Origin of the sequence: Solwaraspora sp. WMMA2065 (assembly GCF_030345075.1) — a bacterium.
Classification (GTDB): Bacteria; Actinomycetota; Actinomycetes; order Mycobacteriales; family Micromonosporaceae; genus Micromonospora_E.
Window position 1 is genome coordinate 2932034 of the sequence record NZ_CP128361.1, and the last position, 18643, is coordinate 2950676.

Below are 18643 nucleotides of genomic sequence, written 5' to 3' on the forward strand. Positions count from 1 at the left end.
CCCTGGTTGCGTTGCGGCTAGGCCGACTTCTCCTCGCGGTCGCGCCGACGCCGGCCGGTGAACTCCCGGGGCACGATCGTCGGGTTGACGTTCTCCAGCACTGCCTCGCGGGTAATCAGGACCCTGGCGGCGTCCGGGTTGCTCGGCACCTCGTACATCACGGAGAGCAGCACCTCCTCCATGATCGCCCGCAGGCCACGGGCACCGGTGCCGCGGAGCATCGCCTGATCAGCGATGGCCTCCAACGCGCCTGGATCGAACTCCAGCTCGACGTTGTCCAACTCAAACAGACGTTGGTACTGGCGGACCAGGGCGTTGCGGGGCTGGGTCAGGATCCGGACCAGGGCCTCACGGTCCAGGCTGCGGACGTTGGTGATCACTGGGAGCCGGCCGATGAACTCCGGGATCAACCCGAACTTGAGCATGTCTTCCGGCATCACCTGGGTGAGGATGTCGTCGGTGGACCGCTCGGACACTGCCCGGAGCCGGGCCCCGAAGCCGGTGCCGCCCTGCCCGGTGCGCGACTCGATGATCTGGTCCAGGCCGGCGAACGCACCGCCGCAGATGAACAGCACGTTGGTGGTGTCGATCTGGATGAACTCCTGGTGCGGGTGTTTACGCCCGCCCTGGGGCGGCACGTTGGCCACCGTACCCTCGAGAATCTTCAGCAGGGCCTGCTGGACGCCCTCGCCGGAGACGTCCCGGGTGATCGACGGGTTCTCCGACTTACGGGCGATCTTGTCGACCTCGTCGATGTAGATGATCCCGGTCTCGGCCCGCTTGATGTCGTAGTCGGCCGCCTGGATCAGCTTGAGCAGGATGTTCTCGACGTCCTCGCCGACGTAGCCGGCCTCGGTCAGCGCGGTCGCGTCCGCTATGGCGAACGGCACGTTGAGCATCCGGGCGAGGGTCTGCGCGAGGTGGGTCTTGCCGCAGCCGGTAGGCCCGATCAGCAGGATGTTCGACTTGGCGACCTCGACGGCCTCGTTTGCCCCGGGCGCGCCGGCGGCATCCGCCTGGATCCGCTTGTAGTGGTTGTAGACGGCGACCGCGAGCGCCTTCTTGGCGTGGTCCTGGCCGACCACGTACGAGTCCAGGAACTGGCAGATCTCCATCGGCTTGGGAAGCTCTTCCCACTTGACCTCGCCGGACTCGGCCAGCTCCTCCTCGATGATCTCGTTACAGAGATCGATGCACTCGTCGCAGATGTAGACCCCTGGGCCCGCGATGAGCTTCTTGACCTGCTTCTGCGACTTGCCGCAGAAGGAGCACTTGAGTAGGTCGCCGCCGTCGCCGATCCGTGCCACCTACGTTCTCCCTGCGCTCTCGGCCGGTCTCGCCGGCCCTGGCCTAAGGACGGTCTGCCTCGTCAGTGTCGAGCACCTGCCGCCGGTCAACTCCGTCAGACGGTGCATCTCGACGTTACCCGCTGGCGGGGCAAACTCCGACCCCCAAAATCGGGTGTGTCAGAGGTCGGCCAGTCTACTCACTGCCCGGCCGACCTCTGACCGTGCGTCGTCAGCTGGCCGAGCTGCCTGCCAGCACACCCTTCTTCCGGCTGGTCAGGATGGTGTCGACCAGGCCGTAGTCGCGGGACTCCTCCGCGGTCATGATCTTGTCGCGGTCGATGTCCTTACGGACCTTCTCGACCGCCTGGTTGCAGTGCCGGGACAGCATCTCCTCCAGCTGGGTCCGCATCCGGAGGATCTCGCGGGCCTGGATCTCGATGTCCGAGCCCTGCCCGTAGCCGCCCTCGGTGGCCGGCTGGTGGATGATGATCCGCGAGTTCGGCAACGCCATCCGCTTACCGGGAGTGCCGGCGGCGAGCAGCACCGCGGCCGCGCTGGCCGCCTGCCCGAGGCAGACCGTCATGATGTCCGGCCGGACGTACTGCATCGTGTCGTAGATCGCCGTCATGGCGGTGAACGAGCCACCCGGCGAGTTGATGTACATGATGATGTCGCGGTCCGGGTCCGTGCCCTCGAGGGTGAGCAGCTGGGCCATCACGTCGTTGGCCGACGCGTCGTCCACCTGCACCCCGAGGAAGATGATCCGGTCCTCGAAGAGCTTGTTGTACGGGTTCGACTCCTTGATCCCGTACGAGGTGCGCTCCACGAACGACGGCAGGACGTACCGGTTGTGCACCGGAGCGAACCCGGGCGGCATGGTCAGGTCAGTCATCGTCGCCTTCCTCAGTTGCGGGTGCCAGCGCCGGTCGGGACCTGCGTGGCTCCAGTGATCACCCGGTCGATGAAACCGTAGTCGAGCGCCTCAGCGGCAGTGAACCAGCGGTCACGGTCCGAGTCCGCCTCGATCTGCGCCGGCTCCTGCCCGGTGTGGAACGCCACCCGCTCCTGGAACATCCGCTTGGTGTAGAGCATCTGCTCGGCCTGGATGGCGATGTCGGAGGCGGTACCACCCATCCCGCCGGACGGCTGGTGCATCATGATCCGCGCGTGCGGCAGAGCGTACCGCTTGCCCGGCGCACCGGCGCAGAGCAGCAACTGGCCCATGGACGCGGCCATACCCATCGCGATGGTGGCCACATCGTTGCTGACGTACTGCATGGTGTCGTAGATCGCCATGCCCGAGTAGACCGACCCGCCCGGCGAGTTGATGTACAGGTTGATGTCCCGGTCCGGGTCCTCGGCGGCCAGCAGCAGCAGCTGGGCGCAGATCCGGTTGGCCACCTGGTCGGTCACCTCGCTGCCCAGGAAGATGATCCGTTCCTTGAGCAGGCGGTTGAAGACCGTGTCGTCGAGGTTGCCACTGAGTGAGTCACCGCCGCGGGCCTCGCTCACCCGGTTGGGCATAGCTGGGATGTGCAGATCGGTCATGGCAGCCCTTCGCTCTCCGTGCGTCGTTAAGCCCGACATTAACCGTTGCTAACGGGCCGGGCGCCGTTCTCAGGGTGCTGTTCGCTCACAGCGCAGGGGGCCGCGACACGTGGTGCAGCGGTCACCCCGGTTGAGCAGGCGGGTGGTCCGCTACGACGAACGGGCCACCGGCCGGGCAGGAGCATCCCGGCCGACGGCCCGCAGTCGGTCACGCTCAGTGCTCGTGGTTGTGCTCGGCCTCGTTGGCTTCCCGGATGGCATCCATGCTGATCGGGTTGCCGGCGGCGTCCTTCATCGTGATCCGCTCCATCACCAGGCCGAGTGCCTTGCCCCGGCGGACGTCGCCGTAGACCGCTCCCGCCGCACCGGACCGGGCCAGCTGGTCGTAGTACTGCTGAGGCGCCATCCCGGCCCGCTGGGCGCGGTGCACGATCTCGTGGCCGAACTCGTCATCGGAGACCTGCACGTCCTCGGCGTCGGCGAGGGTGTCCAGCAGGAGCTGAATCTTGACCGCCTTCCCGGCCGCCTCGGTCAGCTCCGCGTCGATGTCGGACTCGGACTTCTCCTCGGAACCGAGGTAGTCCTCCCAGGAGGCCCCGATCCGCTCCAGCTGATCGGTCATCGCCTGCTTGCGGTGCTCGACCTCCTCGCGGACCACGCCGTCGGGTGCCGGTACGTCAGCCGCCTCGACCAACTGGTCGAGGGCCTTGTCCCGGGCGGCGTAGATCTGCTCGACCCGCTTGACCCGCTCGACCTTCTGCCGCAGGTCGTTGCGCAGCTCCTCCAGGCTGTCGAACTCGCTGGCCAGCTGGGCGAACGCGTCGTCCAGCTGCGGCAGCTCCTTCTCCTTGACGGTACGCACGGTCACCGCGACGTCCGCGTCCCGGCCAGCGTAGTCGCCGCCGACCAACTGAGTGACGAAGCTCGTCGCCGCGCCGGCGGCCAGGCCGACCAGTACCTCGTCCAGGCCGGGCAGCAACTGCTTGCTCCCGACCTCGTGGGAGAGGTTGGACGCCGAACCGCCCGGCACTTCCTCGCCGTCGACGGTCGCGGCCAGATCGATCTGGACGTAGTCGCCCTCCTGGGCCGGACGCTCGACCGTCTTCAGGGTGGCGAACCGCTCACGCAGCCCGCCGATCTGGTCCTCGATCTCCTTCTCGTCGATCTGCAGCTCGTCGACGGTGACCTCGATGGTGCTGAGATCCGGCAGGCTCAGCTGTGGCCGTACGTCCATCTCCGCAGTGAACTTCAGCGCCTCACCGTCGGTGAAGTCGGTGATCTCCACCTCCGGCCGGCCGAGCGTCTTCACCTCGTGCTCACGGACCGCGGCCAGGATGTTCTGCGGGATCGCCTCCTGGACGGCCTCGTTGAGCACCGAGCCCCGGCCGATCCGCTGGTCGATCACGGCCGCCGGCACCTTGCCCTTACGGAAGCCGGGGATGGTGACCTGCTGGGCAATCTCCCGGTACGCCTTCCGCAGGCTCGGTTCGAGCTCGACGAACGGCACCTCGATGGCGAGCCGGACCCGAGTCGGGCTCAAGGTCTCGACGGTGCTCTTCACAGGCGTACTCCTTGATGCATGTCAGTCTTGTCCGGTCGTCGCTGTCGGCGCCGGGCGCTGCTCGATGCAGCCACCCCCGCCGCGTGGCATGGCACAGCCCATCGAGTGTAGGCCTGCCGGCAGGCCGGATCGTTCTCACCCGGTGCCGAGCCGGCGGTTGACAGTCGGGGTGGCGGGATTTGAACCCACGGCCCCTCGCTCCCAAAGCGAGTGCGCTACCAAGCTGCGCCACACCCCGTGGCACCGGTCATTCTATGCCGTCGGCAATCCGCCACGCCGCCCGGTATCCCGCCGGCTGTCGGATCAGCCCTCCGCGCCGGCCGGCGGGACCCCCGTGCGGCAGACCCGCGACAACTTGTACGCTAGATGGTGTGCCCTGCTCGCCGGGGCGCCTGCGGGCGTAGCTCAATGGTAGAGCCTCAGTCTTCCAAACTGATTACGCGAGTTCGATTCTCGTCGCCCGCTCCATCGGCTCCACCGCAGGTCAGCGGCGCTACTCCCCTTCCGGTACGCCGTCGGCGGTCAGGGCGCCCTGCCCCGGCGCGGCCGGGAGGAAGATGTGGGTGTGCCCGTTGCCAGCGTCGACGTTGAGCACGTCGAGTTGTGTCGCTGCAACCGACCAAGTGGTGACCGCGATGTCCCGCTGACGGCCAGCGAGCTCCAGCAGAGTTCCACGGTCATCCTGTGGAAGGGCCAGCGCCGCCGTGTATGTGTCGACCGCGGCATCGAGCGCCCGTACCGCCGCAGCCAGACCGGAACGGGCGATGTTGACACCGGTGCCACCGGACGGCGGGTTGGCGAAGTCCTCGACCACGTCCCTGGTGATGCCCCGCCACCCTTCGACGTCTGACTGGGGAGCTGCCGGACCGGGCGGTTGGCCCGCCGGCACCGCACCGGCTAGCCCGTCGAGCACTGGCAAGAGGTTCTCCTGCGTACGGCGGGCAAGTGAGGTCAGCTCCACGATCTGGGCAGCGTTCCGCTCCTCCTCCTGCGCCTGCAGCTGCGCGACTCGGTCGTCGAGCGGTGCGGAGTCAGCTGCGTCGGTGGAGTCGCCTGCGGTCACGGCTCCGATCGGCGCAGCGAGTAGTGCGCCCAGCGCGAAAGCGATCACCAGTGGAGCCAGGCGACGAACCAACGGCGTCCCCGGCGAGGCTGGCCGGGTGGCCGGCCGGGCGGAGTCACGGGCACTGCGGCTTCGGCGATCTGCCGGCATGGTGGAGCCTCTCCACTGCTGGTGACGGGTGGGGTCACGCATAGGCTCGCCGAAGGCCGCTACGTCTCGCAGGGTGGGCCCGGCAACGGCCCGCCGAGGCCGGCGCCGAGGTCGAAACCACCCTAACGGACCTCCCTACCGCGCCGCGGGGTACCGACGTGTCGGCACCGCTGGCTGGCAGCACGGGAGCGCCACCGCCCGGGTCGGAATGATCCGCCGGGCATCGTCGTTGTGCATGGTCGCGCCACGCACTCCGGCCCGCAGCCGCCAGGCCCCGGCCAGGCGGCCCGGCGGGTGGGCCCGGTCGGGAATCGTCGACGGGTCGGCGTGGTTGTACATGGTCACGGCGCGCGGCAGCGCACCCGCACCCCCCATTCGGGGCGTGCCGGAGCCGCCCGCGAGCCGACGTCGCACGTCTGACATCCCGTACCACCCGGACGACCGTTTACCGCGCACCCGCCCGTGACAGGTGTGGTGCGCCCCCCTCGGCAAACGGAAGGTGGACCCCCATGACCACGATCATCACCCGTACCCTGCGTACCAGCCTGCGCACCACCGCCCTCGGCATCGCCGGGCTGACCCTGGCCGGCGGCGCGGTCGCCGCCCCCGCCCTGGCCGCCGAGCACGCCCCCACCGCCCTGGCCGCACCCGCGGCCGCCGCGAGCAGCGACAGCGTCGACACCGACAAGCTCACCCCGCACGGCGTGCAGGGCGAGCAGTCCCGCATCGGCCTGTCCGGCGAGCAGACCGACAACGTCAAGGGCATCATCGCCGCCACGAAGAAGGCCGGCATGCACGAGCGGGCCGCCGTGGTCGCCATCGCCACCGCCCTGCAGGAGTCAAAGCTGGAGAACCTCGGCCACCTCGGTGACCGCAACGACCACGACTCGCAGGGCCTGTTCCAGCAGCGCCCGTCGTCGGGCTGGGGCACCGTCGAGCAGATCACCGACGTGGAGTACTCCACCACCGCGTTCCTCACCGGGCTCAAGGCCGTCGACGGCTGGCAGGACATGCCGCTGACCCAGGCCGCGCAGACCGTGCAGGTGTCGGCGTACCCGGACCACTACGCCCAGTGGGAGACCCAGGCCGCCGAACTCGTCGCCCAGCACTGGAACAGCTGACCGCAGACACAGCGTCGAAGGGCCGGACCCCGCACCCGGGGTCCGGCCCGTCGACGTACTCCGACAGCTCAGCTGCGGCCGAGCAGGTCGGCGTTGAGGATGGTGCCGCCCAGGCACCAACCACCGTCGATGACCTCTTCGAGGATCACCAGCGTGGTTGGCCGGGCGCGTTCGCCGTACCCGTCCACGAAGGCGTCGGTGACGGCGGTCAGGCAGGTCAGCGGGCGTGCGGGTCGGCGGCGTTGAGGGCGGCCACGACCTGGTCGTAGTCGCCGCGTACCTCGGCGTACCGAAGGAACTTCACTCGCTCGACGAGGATCTCGTGAGCATGCAGGTCGGACTTGATCAGGGCCATCACCTCGTCGGCGAACTCGTCGAGCGGCATCGCGAAGTCCGAGGTCTCCTGGCCCGGCAGCAACCCGGTCCGCACGGCGGGCGGGACCAGCTCTGTCACCTGTACGCCGACCGGCGCCAACTGCAGGCGTAGCGTCTCGCTGAGCTGGTGGATCGCGGCCTTGGTGGCGTTGTACGTCGGGGTGACGCGCAGCGGGACGTGCGCCAGCCCGGAGGAGACCGTCACGATCGTGGCGTCGGGCCGGGTCTGGAGGTGCCCGGTGAACGCGGCGATCAGCCGGATCGGGCCGAGCAGGTTGGTGGTGACGATCTCCTCGGCGTCGGCGAGAAAGGCCGGGTCCGTCCAGTCCTCGCGCCGCATGATGCCGGCCATCGCGACCAGGACGTTCAGCTCCGGGTAGCGGTCGACGACGGAGGCGGCGGCCTGCGCGATGGACGCCGGGTCGGTGACGTCGACGTGTACGGTGCCGAAGCCGTGCTCGGCGGCGAGCCGGTCGAGCAGGCCGGCGCGCCGACCGCCGATGATCACGGTGTTCCCGGTGGTCTGCAGCCGCTCGGCCAGGGCGAGTCCGATGCCCGAGGTGCCACCGGGCACGAAGACGGTGTTTCCGGATGGGTTCATGCCCACCACCTTCGGCGCCGGGCGCGCCGGCCGGCAGAGACCCGGTGATCGGGGGACCGGCGATCCCTGGTTGGGCCGGGCCCTGCGGTCGCAGGATGGGGACATGGACCGTACCGGCCTGGCCGATTTCTCCGCCGCCGCCGTGCGGCGCTGCGTCCCGCCGATGTCGGCCTGTCGCCGGGCGCTCGTCGGCGCACGCCGGGGTTGCGGCGCGAGGAGTGTGCGGCGTTGACCGGGATGTCGGTCGACTACTACGTACGGCTGGAGCAGCGACGCGGGCCGCAGCCGTCGGAGCAGATGCTCGCCGCGCTCGCCCGTACGCTGCGGCTGACCGCCGAGGAGCGCGATCATCTGTACCGGCTGGCCGGCCACAACGTGCCGCGTCGCACGCCTGAGGACGGGCATGTCGCGCCGGCCCTGCTGCGGGTGTTGGACCGGATGGCGGACACTCCGGCGCTGATCCTGTCGTCGCTGAGCGAGGTGCTGGTGGCGAACCGCCTGGCCGTGTCGATCTTCGGTGATCCGGCGTCGCGGACCGGTCTGGCCCGCAGTGACGTTCACCGCTGGTTCACCGACCCGGCCGCCCGGTCGGTGTATCCGCCGGAGGACCACGACCGGCAGGGCCGGAGCCTGGTCGCTTCGCTGCGGGTGGCGTACGGCGCGGCAGGTCCCCGGTCGCGCGCCGGCGAGTTGGTGCGGGCGTTGCTGGCCGGTTCGGGTGAGTTCCGCGACCTGTGGCAGCGGCACGAGGTGGCCCGCCGGTTCGCCGATCACAAGACGCTGGTGCATCCCGAGGTCGGCGACATCGAGGTGGACTGTCAGGCGCTGTTCACCGAGGACCAGGGGCAGGCGTTGCTGGTGCTGACGCCCCGGCCGGGCAGCGAGGCCGAGGAGAAGATCCGGCTGCTCGCGGTGCTCGGTCAGCAGGACTTCGCCGGCACGGCCCGGTAGCGCACCGCCGTCGCACCCCCTGCCGCCCAGGCCAGGTCAGCCTCGGGGACGTCCCGGTCAGCCCAGGATCGTCCATAGGGCGTCGACCACCCGGTCCTGGTCAGCGTCGGTCAGGTCGGGATGGATCGGCAGGGACAGCTCCTCGGCGTAGTACGCCTCCGCCGTCGGGCACTCCCCCTGCCGGTAACCGAGATCGGTGAACACCGGATGCCGGTAGACCGGCAGGTAGTTGACCTGGACACCGATGCCCGCCGCCCGCATCCGGTCGTAGACCTCGCGGCGGCGATCAGCGAGTACGCGTACCGGGTAGAGATGCCAGACCGGGTCGACCCAGGGCCGCTGCTCGGGCAGCCGCAGACCCGGCAGATCGGCAAGCTGTTCGTGATACCGGGCCGCGAGTCGGGCCCGGTCGACCTTGAACCGGGGCAGCCGGGTCAGCTGGTTGAGCCCGAGCCCGCAGAGGACGTCGGAGAGCCGGTAGTTGAGGCCGAAGCTGTGCACCTCCTGATGCCAGCCGCCCTCGTCGCGGCGCCGCAGCCGGTCCGGGTCGCGGACCATGCCGTGGTTGGCGAACCGGCGTACCCGGTCCAGCAGGTCCGGGTCGGTTCCGGTCACCGCTCCGCCCTCGCCGGTGGTGAGGTTCTTGGTTGAAAAGAACGAAAAGGTCGTCAGGTCGGCGAGCGCGCCGACCGGCACGCCACGGTACGTCGACCCGATCGCGTGCGCCGCGTCGTCGAACAGCAGCGCCCCCGCGTCGGCGACGACCTTGCGCAGCTGCCCGTACTCGGCGGGGTGGCCGGCGTAGTCGACGGCGGTGACCACCCGGGTCCGGGAGGTGACCGCCGCCTGTACGGCGGCCGGATCCAGGTTGCCGGTCGCCTCCTCGACGTCGGCGAAGACCACCCGGGCGCCGTGCAGCGCGGCGGTCGCCGCCGTCGCGACGAAGGTCAGCGGCGTGGTGATCACCTCGTCGCCGGGGCGCAGGCCGACGGCGGCGTACGCGGTGTGCAGGGCGGCGGTGCCGGAGCTGACGCTGACGCAGCCCACCCCGCCGAGGTAGCCGCCCAGCTCGCTCTCGAACCGGCGTACGGTCGGCCCGGCGGTCAACCACTCGGTGCGTACGGCGGCGGCGACCGCTTCGGCGTCGGACTCGTCCAGACAGGGACGCCCGTAGGGAAGCATCGACATCACTCCATCACTGATCGGTGGGTCACACCGGGCTGAGCGGGGCCGGTCGCGGCGGGGAGTCGCCGGCTCCCTCGGGGCGCGGGTCGGCGGAGTCCGCGTGGCTGGGTCCACCCAGTCCCCGCCGGCGGTCCGCACCTGGTCGGCGGCGGGCAGACCGGGGCGCGGCCCGGCGGGTCAGCAGCAGCCAGGACGACGCCGAGATGCCGGCGTACACCGCGACGCAGGCGACCGCTGCGCCCACCTCGCCCCAGAGTTGAACGGCCAGCAGGAACAGCACCATCGCCGCTGCGCTCCAGGCCAGGCCGAACGCACCGACCGCGCCCATCCGGCCGGCACCGAGCAGGGCCCGGCTCGCCACCGCGTACGGCACGAACGCGACCTCGGCGACCAGCAGCACCACCAGCAGTGGTCCGGCGGCGGCGAACCCGGGGCCGAGCAGCGGGATGACCACCAGCCAGCCCAGCAGCCCGGTCACCGCGCCCACGACGGTCACCACGCCGGCGGTCGCCGCGACCGTGCGGACCGGGCGCAGCGGTCCGGACGCGACGGCCGCGTCCCGGTTGACGAGCTGGCCGATCGCGTTCGGCACCATCCTCGGCACCTGGCCGAGGGTGGACGCCACCGAGTAGACGCCGACCGCCGCCGCCCCGGTGAGCGCGCCGAGGACGTAGCGGTCCAGCCGCAGCGCCAGGGCCAGCCCGAGGGTGAGGCCGAGTGCGCGGCAGCCCCGGCCGAGCAGTCGGGACAGTTCGCGTCGGGTCGGGGCCTGGAAGCAGAGCAGCCCGGTGGCCCGCAGCGCGACGACCTGTGCGGTGGTCGCGGTCAGCATGCCGGTCCCCTGCCCGAGCAGCAGCGACCAGACGCTCGGTGCGACGGTGACTGCGACGAGCAGGCCGAGCCCGCCGCCGAGGGTGGTCGCCATCGCCCAGAGACTGCCGGACCGGAACAGACCGGCCGCGTACCAGCCGTCGGGTAGCTGGGTGTGGGCGACGTACCCGCAGGTCAGCACCGACAGGGCGAGCAGGTAGCGGGGGTCGGCGAGCGCCGGGTCGATCAGCGGCGCGGACAGCGCCGACACCGCGACGGCGAGTACGGCGGCGCTGACCGTGGCCGCCGCCGACCACCAGGTGTAGCTGGCGACCAGGTCGCGTCGCCGGGCACCGCCGCCCGCCGCCGGATACGCCGAACGCAGTTGCGGTCCGGTGCCGAGGCCGGCGAGCAGCGGGACGATGCCGGCGGTGGACACGCCCAGCACCATCAGGCCGCGACTATGTGGGCCGAGCACGCTGGCGGCCAGCAGCGCCGCCACCATGTTGCTGCTCATCTGTACGGCGCTGGAGCCGGCCAGTAGGGCCAGGGTGGACCGCCGGGCGCGGTTCACCGTGCCTCGGCCCGCCACAGCGACCGCCACTGTGCTGCGGCGTGCCGGGTCTGGAACGGTGACGCCGCGAAGCTCGCCCGGATCCGGTCGCGGTCGGCCGGTCCGGTCCGGGCGCTGCGCAGTACCGCCTCGGCCCACCGGTGCGGGCCGGCGCTGAGGTCGACGAGGGTGAGTCCGTCGACGTACCGGGACGCCTCGCGCAGGCAGGGCAGGTCGGTGGCGACGACGGGCAGCCCGGCGGCGAGCGCTTCGAGCACCACGCCGGGCAGCCCTTCCCAGTGGGAGGGCAGGACGAACACGTCGGCGGCGGCGAGCACCGGGGCGATCTCGTCCACTTCCCCGCCGAGGATGACCGTCGGGTCCTCCGGCACGTCCGGGTAGGCCGACACCACGTCGTCGACTCCGCACGGACCGACAATGAGCAGCCGGGTGCCCGGCGACGCCGGGCCGTCTGGGGCTTCGGTCCGGGCCTGGACCGCACGGTGCACGTCGACCAGGAACGGCCGGTTCTTCTCCGGCGCCGCCCGACCGATGTAGCCGATGACCATGGTGTCGGGTGGGATGCCCCATCGTCGGCGGGCCGCTGACCGGTCGCCGCCGTCGACCCGGGTCGTGTCAACGCTGTTGTAGAGGATCCGGCAGCCGGGCATGCCGACACGCCGACCGGCGTACGCCATCGCCGCGTCGCTGACCGCGACGATGTCGGTGGCGACCACGCGCAGCAGGCGGCGCAGGACGGCGCGCAGCAGCCGGCGGGCGACGGTGTCGCGCCGGCCGTCCCCTTCGCTCCACATCCGGGCGATGCGCACTGGCACGCCCATCCCGGCGGCCACCGCCAGCACCACCGCGCTGAACAGGCTGATGTGCGACACGACGACGTCGGGCCGCCGCCAGCGCAGGCAGCGCCGCAGCCGCAGCGGGAAGGTGACGGCCGGACGCTGCGGAACCTGGACGACCGCTGCCCCGGCGGCCCGGAACTGCGGTGCGAGGCTGCCGTCCCGTCCGCCCATGGTGATGAACGTCTGGCGCACCTCGGTAGCCGGGACGGCCCGGCACATGTCGAGCGAAAGCGTCTCTGCGCCGCCACGGTCGAGGGTGCCGATGACGTGGACGACGTGCACGGGCCTGCCGGCCGGCGGGGGTGAGCCGCGCCCGGGTGTCTCGGCGGTGGAGGTGGCGGCTGGCTGGGTCACGCGTAGCTCCTGTGGCTGGCCCGGCTGGCCGCACCGGTGCGTCCGCCGGTGCGCTCGGCGGTCGCCTCGGCGACGGCCTGGTAGTAGGCAGTCCGCCGGGCAGTGAGCACGTCGGCCGAGAAGTCCCAGGCCCGGCGGAGGTTGCGGGCCGACGCGGCGGCCATCAGCTCCGGGCGGTCCAGTAGCGCCGCGACGGCGCCGGCCCACCGACCGGGGTCGTCCGGCGGGACCAGCAACCCGGGTGGCAGCAGCTCGGGGATGCCGCCGACGGGTGAACCGATCGCGGGCAGTGCCCGCGCCATCGCTTCGATCAGCGCGCGGGGAAGCCCTTCGGTGCGGGACGGCATGACGAACAGGTCGGCGGCGTCGAGTTGCCGGCGGACAGCTTCGCCGCCGGGCAACGCCCCGGTGAAGACGACCCGGTCGGCGACACCGTACCTGCGGGCGAGGTCGGCCAGCTCGGCGCGGTGCCGTCCGTCGCCGACGTGGACCAGCCGGACCGCCCGGCCGTCGGCGGTCAGGGTGGCGAGCGCGGCGATGAGGGTGTCGATGCCCTTGTACCGCTGTTCGAGCGAGCCGACGGAGATCAGGGTGGCGGGCTGCCGGTTCGGTGTGACGCTTCCGGTCCGTCCGATGGTGCGGGCGGTGTCGACGTACGCGGCCGGAGTGAGGTCGACATCGGACACCGCGACGCTCAGCGCACCCGCCGAGGTCGGGTACCTGTCCTGCAGGAAACGGTCGGTGACGTAGGCGGCGCCGACAGCCCGGCGGCACTGCCGGCGCAGCCGGTCGACGTAGAGCCGCCGTAGGACGGGCCGCAGCGGGTGGTCGACCACGCCGGGGGCGAACAGGTCGTACGGATCACCGACCACCTCCATCGCGTACGGCAGGCGACGGCGGTCCCGGGCGACGGCCAGCAGCGTGCCGATCGGCGACGGCGCCCGCAGGATCACCGCGTCCTGCGGGCCTGCGCAGTCGCGCACAGCTCGACCGATCGCCGCCCGGTGGGTGAGGTAGCGGTACGGCCCGAGGTAGTACGGCACCGGCCAGACCTCGACGCCGGGTCCGTCGACCCGTTTCGCCTCAGCGGCCGGCTCGGCCTCGTCGCGTATCCGGGCGACAACCCGGACCTCGTCGAACGCCGCCAGGTACCCGCTCCAGAACTGGTGGTCCTGCCCGGTCCGGGCCCAGATCGCGCCGTCCGGGGTACGGGCGAACCGCGCCTCGATGGTCACCACCACTCGCATCGTTCCTCCACAGGCACCCGTCGGAAACACCCTGTTCAGAGCGGTATCTACACTTTCATTCGGTGATCCGCCCCGGTCCCGACCACTGACGGCTCGGGCGGCAGTGGGCGGTGGTAGCCGTACCTGCGTAGCAGCGGCGCGCACAGTCCGGTGAGGGTCCGGCGGGCGGCAACCGGCAGTCCGGTGCGCCAGGCGTCGTCGACGCGCAACGCCAGGCGGCCGGTGGTGAACCGCATCCGGTTGCCGGAGACGCTGTGCAGTTCACCCAGCTCCACCTCCCCGCCGGACAGGTAGGACAGATCCAGCCCGGTCTGCGGCAGACCGGCGAATCGGCTCAGCGTCCCGGCCGCACCCGGCGGATCGGCGAGGAACTCCTCGTACCGCATCCGGTGCACCAGCCGCCCGGCGACCGCGCCGTGCCGCCGCCGGCCCAGCCGGCCCAGCAGGTCGTACGCGGCGTTGTGTCCACTCCAGGTCAGGGCGCACCGGGCCGCCGGGAACCGCGGCACCCCGACGTCGGTGCCGGACTCCGGATCGTGCACCCGTCGCATCCAGGAGTACGCGACCCCCCTCGGGTCCCGCACCAGGTGCAGGATCCGCAGATCGGCCGGACCGGCCCAGCGCAGGCCGTACGCCAACGCGGTGTCCTTGGACGAGTCGACGACGACCCGGGCCCCGGTGACCGCCGCAGCGGCGGCGTAGATGCGCGCGTGGTAGTCGACGTACTCGATCACCCGGGCCCGACGCCGCTCGCCGAGCCACGGGGCGGCGAGCAGCCCGACGTGCCAGGTCCGGCCGACGACGGTCCGCAGCCAAGTGATCCGGTCAAGGTCGACGTTGTCCCAGCCGCCGTAGGCGTACTCGCCGATCTTGCTCCACAGCGGGCAGTCCCGGAACGCCGCACCGCACCCGCACAGCCGGTTGTCCCGTACCCCGTTGTCCCAGACCTGCGCGACCTCGCCCAGCCCGCACACCCCGGGCAGCTCGTTGAGCACCCGCTCGACGAGGGTACTGCCGCTGCGGCCGATCCCGCCGATGTAGCACAACCGCATCATTGCCTGCCCCGGGAGGCGTACACGTAGTACGGGATCCAAGGCCGGGGGTCGGCCGGTCGGGTGGTGATCGTGTACCCGGCGTCGCGCAGCAGCGCCTTGACCGGCGCGAAGGTGCGCATCCATGCGTCGGCCGGGCCCTCGGCCTTGAAGTCGTGGCAGGAGACGACGAGGTTGCCGACCACGTCGAGCACGTCGCGGGCCCCCTCCAGCACGCCCAGCTCGGCACCTTCGATGTTCATCTTGAGCAGGTCGACCCGGTCGACGCCGCAGGTCCGCAGGATCTCGTCCAGCCGGCGGCCGGTGACTTCGATCCCGCCGGTGCTCTCCTGGGTGATCCCGTTGCGGATGTGGCTGGCGGCGTCCTCGCCGATGCGCACCGGGCCGGCCTCACCGACCACCGCGCACTCCAGCAGCGTCACGTTGGTCAGCCGGTTCAGCTCGACGGTCCGGCGCAGGCAGCGGAAGGTACGCGGGTGCGCCTCGATGCTGAGCACCCGGCCCCGCTGGTCGACCACCCGGGAGAACAGCCGGACCTCGGTGCCGACACCGGCGCCGAGGTCGACGACGGTGTCACCGGGGCGCGGGTGGTAGCCGTACAGGAAGGTGTCCCGGACGACCAGGTCCTCCCGCTCGGCGGACAGCCCGCCCAGCTCGGTGTTGACCACGGTCCCGCCCTGGTACCGGTGGATCCAGGTGTCCTCCTCGTACCGTACGACGCAGCGCGAGCGGGACCGCAGCGTCAGCGCGATACCGCCGAGGCCGGCGATGATCCGGGGGTCGACGCGGTCGTCGACCAGGTCGAGGATCCGGCGACGCAGACTCACCGCCATGCCGGCACCTGTCCTTCAGAGACGGTCGGTCGGTCGTGGTCGCGGTACCAGGCGAAGGTCCGGCCGACGCCCTCTTCCAGGGCAACCGCCGGCTGATAGCCGGTGAGCCAGCGCAGCAGACCCAGGTCCGGGCAGCGTCGGTGCACCGAGCCGGCGGGGGCCGGTTCGGGTCGCAGGCTCGCGTGACTGCCGGCGGTACGCAGCACCAGCTTCGCCAGGTCGGCGATGTTGGTCTGCTCCGTGTCGTCGCCGATGTGCACGATCCGGCCGGCGGCGTCGTGGGTGGCCATCAGCCGGACCACCGCCTCGACGGCGTCATCGACGTAGCAGAAGGCGCGGTACTGGTCGGCGCCCGGCACCCGGAACGGGTCCTCGCCACGGAGCGCCCGCAGCGACATCTCCGGTACCACGTGGTCGGTGCCCATCCGGGGCCCGTACACGTTGTGGAACCGGCCGACCACGGCGTGCGCCCCGACGGCGCGGGAGCCGTGCAGCACGGCCGCTTCGCCCAGCAGCTTGCTGGTGGCGTACGCGAAGCGGGGTGCCGTCACGTCGGCCACCATCGCCGGGACGTCCTCACCGGTCGGTACGGCGGCCACCCCGGCGTCGACCGCACCGGCGTACACCTCACTGGTGGAGCTGAAGAAGACCCGGTCGGCGGCGGCGATCCAGTCCATCAGGTGCAGCGCGACGAGCGTGTTGATCCGGACCACCCGGGCCGGGTCGGCCTCGACATTGCGCACCCCGACCACGGCGGCCAGCAGGTAGATCTGGTCCCAGTGGCGGGGCAGCGCCGCCCAGGTCGCGGCCCGGGTGAGGTCACCGGCGACCACCTCGACCGCCGGGTCGGCGCAGACCTGAGCGAGTTCGGCGTCGTCGCGGCCCCGGGAGAAGTCGTCGACCACGGTGACCGCGTGACCGTCGGCGACCAGCCGGCGCACCAGGTGCAGGCCGATGAACCCGGCACCGCCGAGGACCAGCGCGCGCATCACACCGGCTCCCTGGTGGACCGGTAGCCCAGGCTCTCGTAGTGCACCCCGGCCGCCCGCACCGACTCCTCGTCGAGGATCCGCCACGAGTCATAGATGAACCGGACCGCGGTGCCGGGCAGCAGCGTGCCCACCGGCAGCCCTCGGTAGTCGGGGTGGTCGTTGAGCACCAGGACCGCGTCGGCCTCGCTGAACGCCTTGTCGAGGCTGACCGGCTCGCCGCCGTGGGCCCGGATGACCTCGTCGGCCACCAGCGGGTCGTGGCCGAGCACCCGTAGCCCGGCCCGGTCGAACGCCGGCAGCATCGCCACGACCGCCGCGCCGCGCATGTCGTCGGTGGGCGGCCAGCCCTTGTACGCCCAACCGAGGACGGCGAGGGTCGCTCCGGCGGTCGCGCCGCGCAGTTGCCGCAGTCGCCCGACGACGGTCTCCGCGACCTGCACCGGCAGTTGCTCGTTGCGCTGCCGGGCTGCGGCGACGAGCAGCGAAGTGTGTCCAGGCGCGCTGGCGCCGAACAGGTACGGGTCCTTGGACAGGCAGCTCCCACCGACGAAGCCGGGTCTGGCCAGGTCGGGTCGGGGGTAGTCGTGGTTGGCGGCCCGGACGACCTCCAACGGATCCACCCCGTGCGCCCCGGCGAGCAGGGCGACCTCGTTGCCGTACGCGTAGATCAGGTCGGTGTGGCAGTTGTTGGCCAGCTTCACCAGTTCGGCCGTCTCCAGGCTGGAGACCGGGACGACCTGCCGGGCGAGCCGGCCGAACAGCGCCTCCCCGGCGCGTCGGCTGTCGTCGTCGAGACCACCGACCACCTGGGGAAGTTCGGTCAGTTCGCGCAGCGCCTGCCCCTGGATGGTCCGTTCCGGTGCCATCACCAGCCGGGCCCGGCCCCAGGCGGCGGTCAACGCCGGCAGGACGACCCGCCGGCTGGTGCCGACCGGTACGGTACTGCGGACCACGACCAGGGTCTGCGGTCCGCAGCACCGGGCGATCTCGGTCGCGGCGGCCGCGACGTTGGTCAGGTCCGGCTGCCGGCCGCCGTCGCGGACCGGGATGGAGGTGGCGTCGCGGACCGGGGTCGACACGCAGATGACCGCGACGTCGAGGTCCGGCGGAAGCGTCGGGTGGACGAACAGGTTGCGGCCGAGGGTGTCCCGCAGCGCCTCGGCCAGACCCGGCTCGTACAGGTGGACCCGGCCGGCCGACAGCTCCTCCCGGACGCGCGGCTCGCTGTCGACGCCGTGCACCTCGAATCCGTTGCGGGCCAGGCCGGCCGCCAGGGTCAGCCCGACGTAACCCATACCCACGATGCCGATCCGATTCGCCATTGTCGCTCCTTGTCCGAGATCGAGATCTGTCCGGGCCGGGCGCGCGCTCATGCGGACTCCCTCAGCGCGGCCGGCAGCAGGATCGGTTTCAACGTCTCGAAGCTGCGGTTCGCCTCGTCGTAGTCCTCGGGTCGACCGATGTCGAGCCAGTAGCCGTCGAAGTCGTAGGCGGCGGGCGGGTTGCCCTGGTTGATCAGGTCGAGCATCAACTGGTCGAAGCCGAACGTGATGCCGCTCGGGTACGCCGCGATCGTCTGCCGGGTGAGCCCGTACACGCCCATGCTGACCCGGTAGTCCAGGGTGGGTTTCTCGTTGAACTCGACGACCTTGTCCCCTTCGACGGCCAGGACACCGAAGTCGACCTGGACCTTGCGCCGGAAGGTCGCCACGGTCACCGGGGCACCCGAGTCGGTGTGGACGCGCAGCAGGTCGGCGTAGTTGAGGTTGGTGAGAATGTCGCCGTTCATCACCAGGAAGCGCTCCGGCAGCCGGTCGCGCATCGTGAACAGTGGCCCGACGGTGGACAGCGGGGTCCGCTCCTGGGCGTAGTCGACGGACAGGCCGTGCCGTGAGCCGTCGCCGACGAATGCCCGAATCAGCGAGCCGTGGTGGTTGATCGCGATGGTCACGGTCCGGAAACCGCAGGCGGCCAGCTGGTGCAGGACCACGTCGAGGATCGCGTAGTGCTCGCCGATCGGCACGAGCGGCTTGGGCAGTGCGGTGGTGTACGGCCGCAGCCGCACCCCTCTGCCGCCCGCCATGATCACGACATGCAT

The 18643-nt window shown here is 71.3% G+C and carries 18 protein-coding genes and 2 tRNA genes; 3 read left to right on the forward strand and 17 right to left on the reverse strand.

From position 1 onward, the window contains the following. Positions 1-17 precede the first annotated feature (17 nt). The 5 genes from clpX to O7610_RS13240 form a co-directional block, all read right to left on the reverse strand. Positions 18-1307 (reverse strand): ATP-dependent Clp protease ATP-binding subunit ClpX, encoded by a 1290-nt coding sequence (gene clpX / locus O7610_RS13220; RefSeq protein ID WP_281551039.1) that lies wholly within the window; start codon positions 1305-1307, stop codon positions 18-20. 211 nt (positions 1308-1518) lie between these two features. Then, the gene (locus tag O7610_RS13225) at positions 1519-2181 is read right to left on the reverse strand and encodes an ATP-dependent Clp protease proteolytic subunit (RefSeq protein WP_281551040.1); all 663 of its coding nucleotides are present in this window, start codon (positions 2179-2181) and stop codon (positions 1519-1521) included. 11 nt (positions 2182-2192) lie between these two features. After that, complete coding sequence (locus O7610_RS13230; RefSeq protein WP_278170716.1) at positions 2193-2837, reverse strand: ClpP family protease; 645 nt, start codon at positions 2835-2837, stop codon at positions 2193-2195. A gap of 214 nt (positions 2838-3051) precedes the next feature. Beyond that, positions 3052-4398, reverse strand: a complete 1347-nt coding sequence (tig, locus tag O7610_RS13235) for a trigger factor (RefSeq protein ID WP_281551041.1) — start codon at positions 4396-4398, stop codon at positions 3052-3054. Positions 4399-4562: 164 nt separating this feature from the next. Further along, positions 4563-4636 (reverse strand) — tRNA-Pro (locus O7610_RS13240). A gap of 156 nt (positions 4637-4792) precedes the next feature. Between O7610_RS13240 and O7610_RS13245 the strand changes: the two genes are divergently transcribed. Continuing rightward, positions 4793-4866: transfer RNA gene (locus tag O7610_RS13245), tRNA-Gly, on the forward strand. A 25-nt stretch (positions 4867-4891) separates the two neighbouring features. On the opposite strand, the gene O7610_RS13250 is transcribed toward O7610_RS13245, so the two are convergent. Continuing rightward, positions 4892-5509: a hypothetical protein gene (locus O7610_RS13250; protein WP_281551042.1), complete on the reverse strand. Its 618-nt coding sequence runs from the start codon at positions 5507-5509 to the stop codon at positions 4892-4894. 237 nt (positions 5510-5746) lie between these two features. Further along, positions 5747-6034 carry a hypothetical protein gene (locus O7610_RS13255; protein ID WP_281551043.1) on the reverse strand — a complete coding sequence of 96 codons (288 nt, stop codon included), beginning with the start codon at positions 6032-6034 and terminating at the stop codon, positions 5747-5749. Between the two features lie 110 nt (positions 6035-6144). Between O7610_RS13255 and O7610_RS13260 the strand changes: the two genes are divergently transcribed. After that, positions 6145-6732 carry a hypothetical protein gene (locus O7610_RS13260; protein WP_289213618.1) on the forward strand — a complete coding sequence of 196 codons (588 nt, stop codon included), beginning with the start codon at positions 6145-6147 and terminating at the stop codon, positions 6730-6732. 217 nt (positions 6733-6949) lie between these two features. Here O7610_RS13260 and O7610_RS13265 read toward each other — a convergent pair whose 3' ends face one another. Further along, a complete protein-coding gene (locus O7610_RS13265) occupies positions 6950-7708 on the reverse strand; it encodes an SDR family oxidoreductase (protein ID WP_281551044.1) in 759 nt (252 codons plus the stop codon). Between the two features lie 66 nt (positions 7709-7774). Here O7610_RS13265 and O7610_RS13270 point away from each other — a divergent pair, with 66 nt between their 5' ends. Beyond that, a complete protein-coding gene (locus O7610_RS13270) occupies positions 7775-8659 on the forward strand; it encodes a helix-turn-helix transcriptional regulator (RefSeq protein WP_289213619.1) in 885 nt (294 codons plus the stop codon). A 57-nt stretch (positions 8660-8716) separates the two neighbouring features. Here O7610_RS13270 and O7610_RS13275 read toward each other — a convergent pair whose 3' ends face one another. From O7610_RS13275 to O7610_RS13315, 9 genes are read right to left on the reverse strand one after another with little or no spacing between them, the layout of a single operon-like run. Then, positions 8717-9841 (reverse strand): DegT/DnrJ/EryC1/StrS family aminotransferase, encoded by a 1125-nt coding sequence (locus tag O7610_RS13275; RefSeq protein WP_289213394.1) that lies wholly within the window; start codon positions 9839-9841, stop codon positions 8717-8719. Between the two features lie 28 nt (positions 9842-9869). Continuing rightward, entirely contained in the window at positions 9870-11228 is a 1359-nt protein-coding gene (locus tag O7610_RS13280; RefSeq protein WP_289213395.1) for a lipopolysaccharide biosynthesis protein, read from the reverse strand. After that, on the reverse strand, positions 11225-12421 hold the full coding sequence (locus O7610_RS13285; RefSeq protein ID WP_289213396.1) for a glycosyltransferase family 4 protein: 1197 nt from the start codon (positions 12419-12421) through the stop codon (positions 11225-11227). Before O7610_RS13285 ends, O7610_RS13280 begins: the two co-directional genes overlap by 4 nt. After that, entirely contained in the window at positions 12418-13668 is a 1251-nt protein-coding gene (locus tag O7610_RS13290; RefSeq protein ID WP_281551048.1) for a glycosyltransferase, read from the reverse strand. Before O7610_RS13290 ends, O7610_RS13285 begins: the two co-directional genes overlap by 4 nt. Before the next feature lie 47 nt (positions 13669-13715). Then, positions 13716-14723: a sulfotransferase family protein gene (locus O7610_RS13295; RefSeq protein ID WP_289213397.1), complete on the reverse strand. Its 1008-nt coding sequence runs from the start codon at positions 14721-14723 to the stop codon at positions 13716-13718. Next, complete coding sequence (locus tag O7610_RS13300) at positions 14720-15553, reverse strand: FkbM family methyltransferase (protein WP_289213398.1); 834 nt, start codon at positions 15551-15553, stop codon at positions 14720-14722. Before O7610_RS13300 ends, O7610_RS13295 begins: the two co-directional genes overlap by 4 nt. Further along, positions 15544-16542 (reverse strand): NAD-dependent epimerase/dehydratase family protein, encoded by a 999-nt coding sequence (locus tag O7610_RS13305; RefSeq protein ID WP_289213399.1) that lies wholly within the window; start codon positions 16540-16542, stop codon positions 15544-15546. The genes O7610_RS13300 and O7610_RS13305 overlap by 10 nt, the downstream gene beginning before the upstream one ends. Beyond that, entirely contained in the window at positions 16542-17867 is a 1326-nt protein-coding gene (locus tag O7610_RS13310) for a nucleotide sugar dehydrogenase (protein ID WP_289213400.1), read from the reverse strand. Before O7610_RS13310 ends, O7610_RS13305 begins: the two co-directional genes overlap by 1 nt. Before the next feature lie 47 nt (positions 17868-17914). Further along, positions 17915-18643, reverse strand: a complete 729-nt coding sequence (locus tag O7610_RS13315; protein ID WP_281555668.1) for a sugar phosphate nucleotidyltransferase — start codon at positions 18641-18643, stop codon at positions 17915-17917.

What these genes read in the sequence shown, in the direction of transcription:
- O7610_RS13225 (WP_281551040.1), bottom strand. Translation starts at nt 2,181, where the DNA reads ATGACTGACCTGACCATGCCGCCCGGGTTCGCTCCGGTGCACAACCGG.
- O7610_RS13230 (WP_278170716.1), bottom strand. Translation starts at nt 2,837, where the DNA reads ATGACCGATCTGCACATCCCAGCTATGCCCAACCGGGTGAGCGAGGCC.
- O7610_RS13255 (WP_281551043.1), bottom strand. Translation starts at nt 6,034, where the DNA reads ATGTCAGACGTGCGACGTCGGCTCGCGGGCGGCTCCGGCACGCCCCGA.
- O7610_RS13265 (WP_281551044.1), bottom strand. Translation starts at nt 7,708, where the DNA reads ATGAACCCATCCGGAAACACCGTCTTCGTGCCCGGTGGCACCTCGGGC.
- O7610_RS13275 (WP_289213394.1), bottom strand. Translation starts at nt 9,841, where the DNA reads ATGCTTCCCTACGGGCGTCCCTGTCTGGACGAGTCCGACGCCGAAGCG.
- O7610_RS13290 (WP_281551048.1), bottom strand. Translation starts at nt 13,668, where the DNA reads ATGCGAGTGGTGGTGACCATCGAGGCGCGGTTCGCCCGTACCCCGGAC.
- O7610_RS13295 (WP_289213397.1), bottom strand. Translation starts at nt 14,723, where the DNA reads ATGATGCGGTTGTGCTACATCGGCGGGATCGGCCGCAGCGGCAGTACC.
- O7610_RS13300 (WP_289213398.1), bottom strand. Translation starts at nt 15,553, where the DNA reads ATGGCGGTGAGTCTGCGTCGCCGGATCCTCGACCTGGTCGACGACCGC.
- O7610_RS13305 (WP_289213399.1), bottom strand. Translation starts at nt 16,542, where the DNA reads ATGCGCGCGCTGGTCCTCGGCGGTGCCGGGTTCATCGGCCTGCACCTG.
- O7610_RS13310 (WP_289213400.1), bottom strand. Translation starts at nt 17,867, where the DNA reads ATGGCGAATCGGATCGGCATCGTGGGTATGGGTTACGTCGGGCTGACC.
- O7610_RS13315 (WP_281555668.1), bottom strand. Translation starts at nt 18,643, where the DNA reads ATGCATGTCGTGATCATGGCGGGCGGCAGAGGGGTGCGGCTGCGGCCG.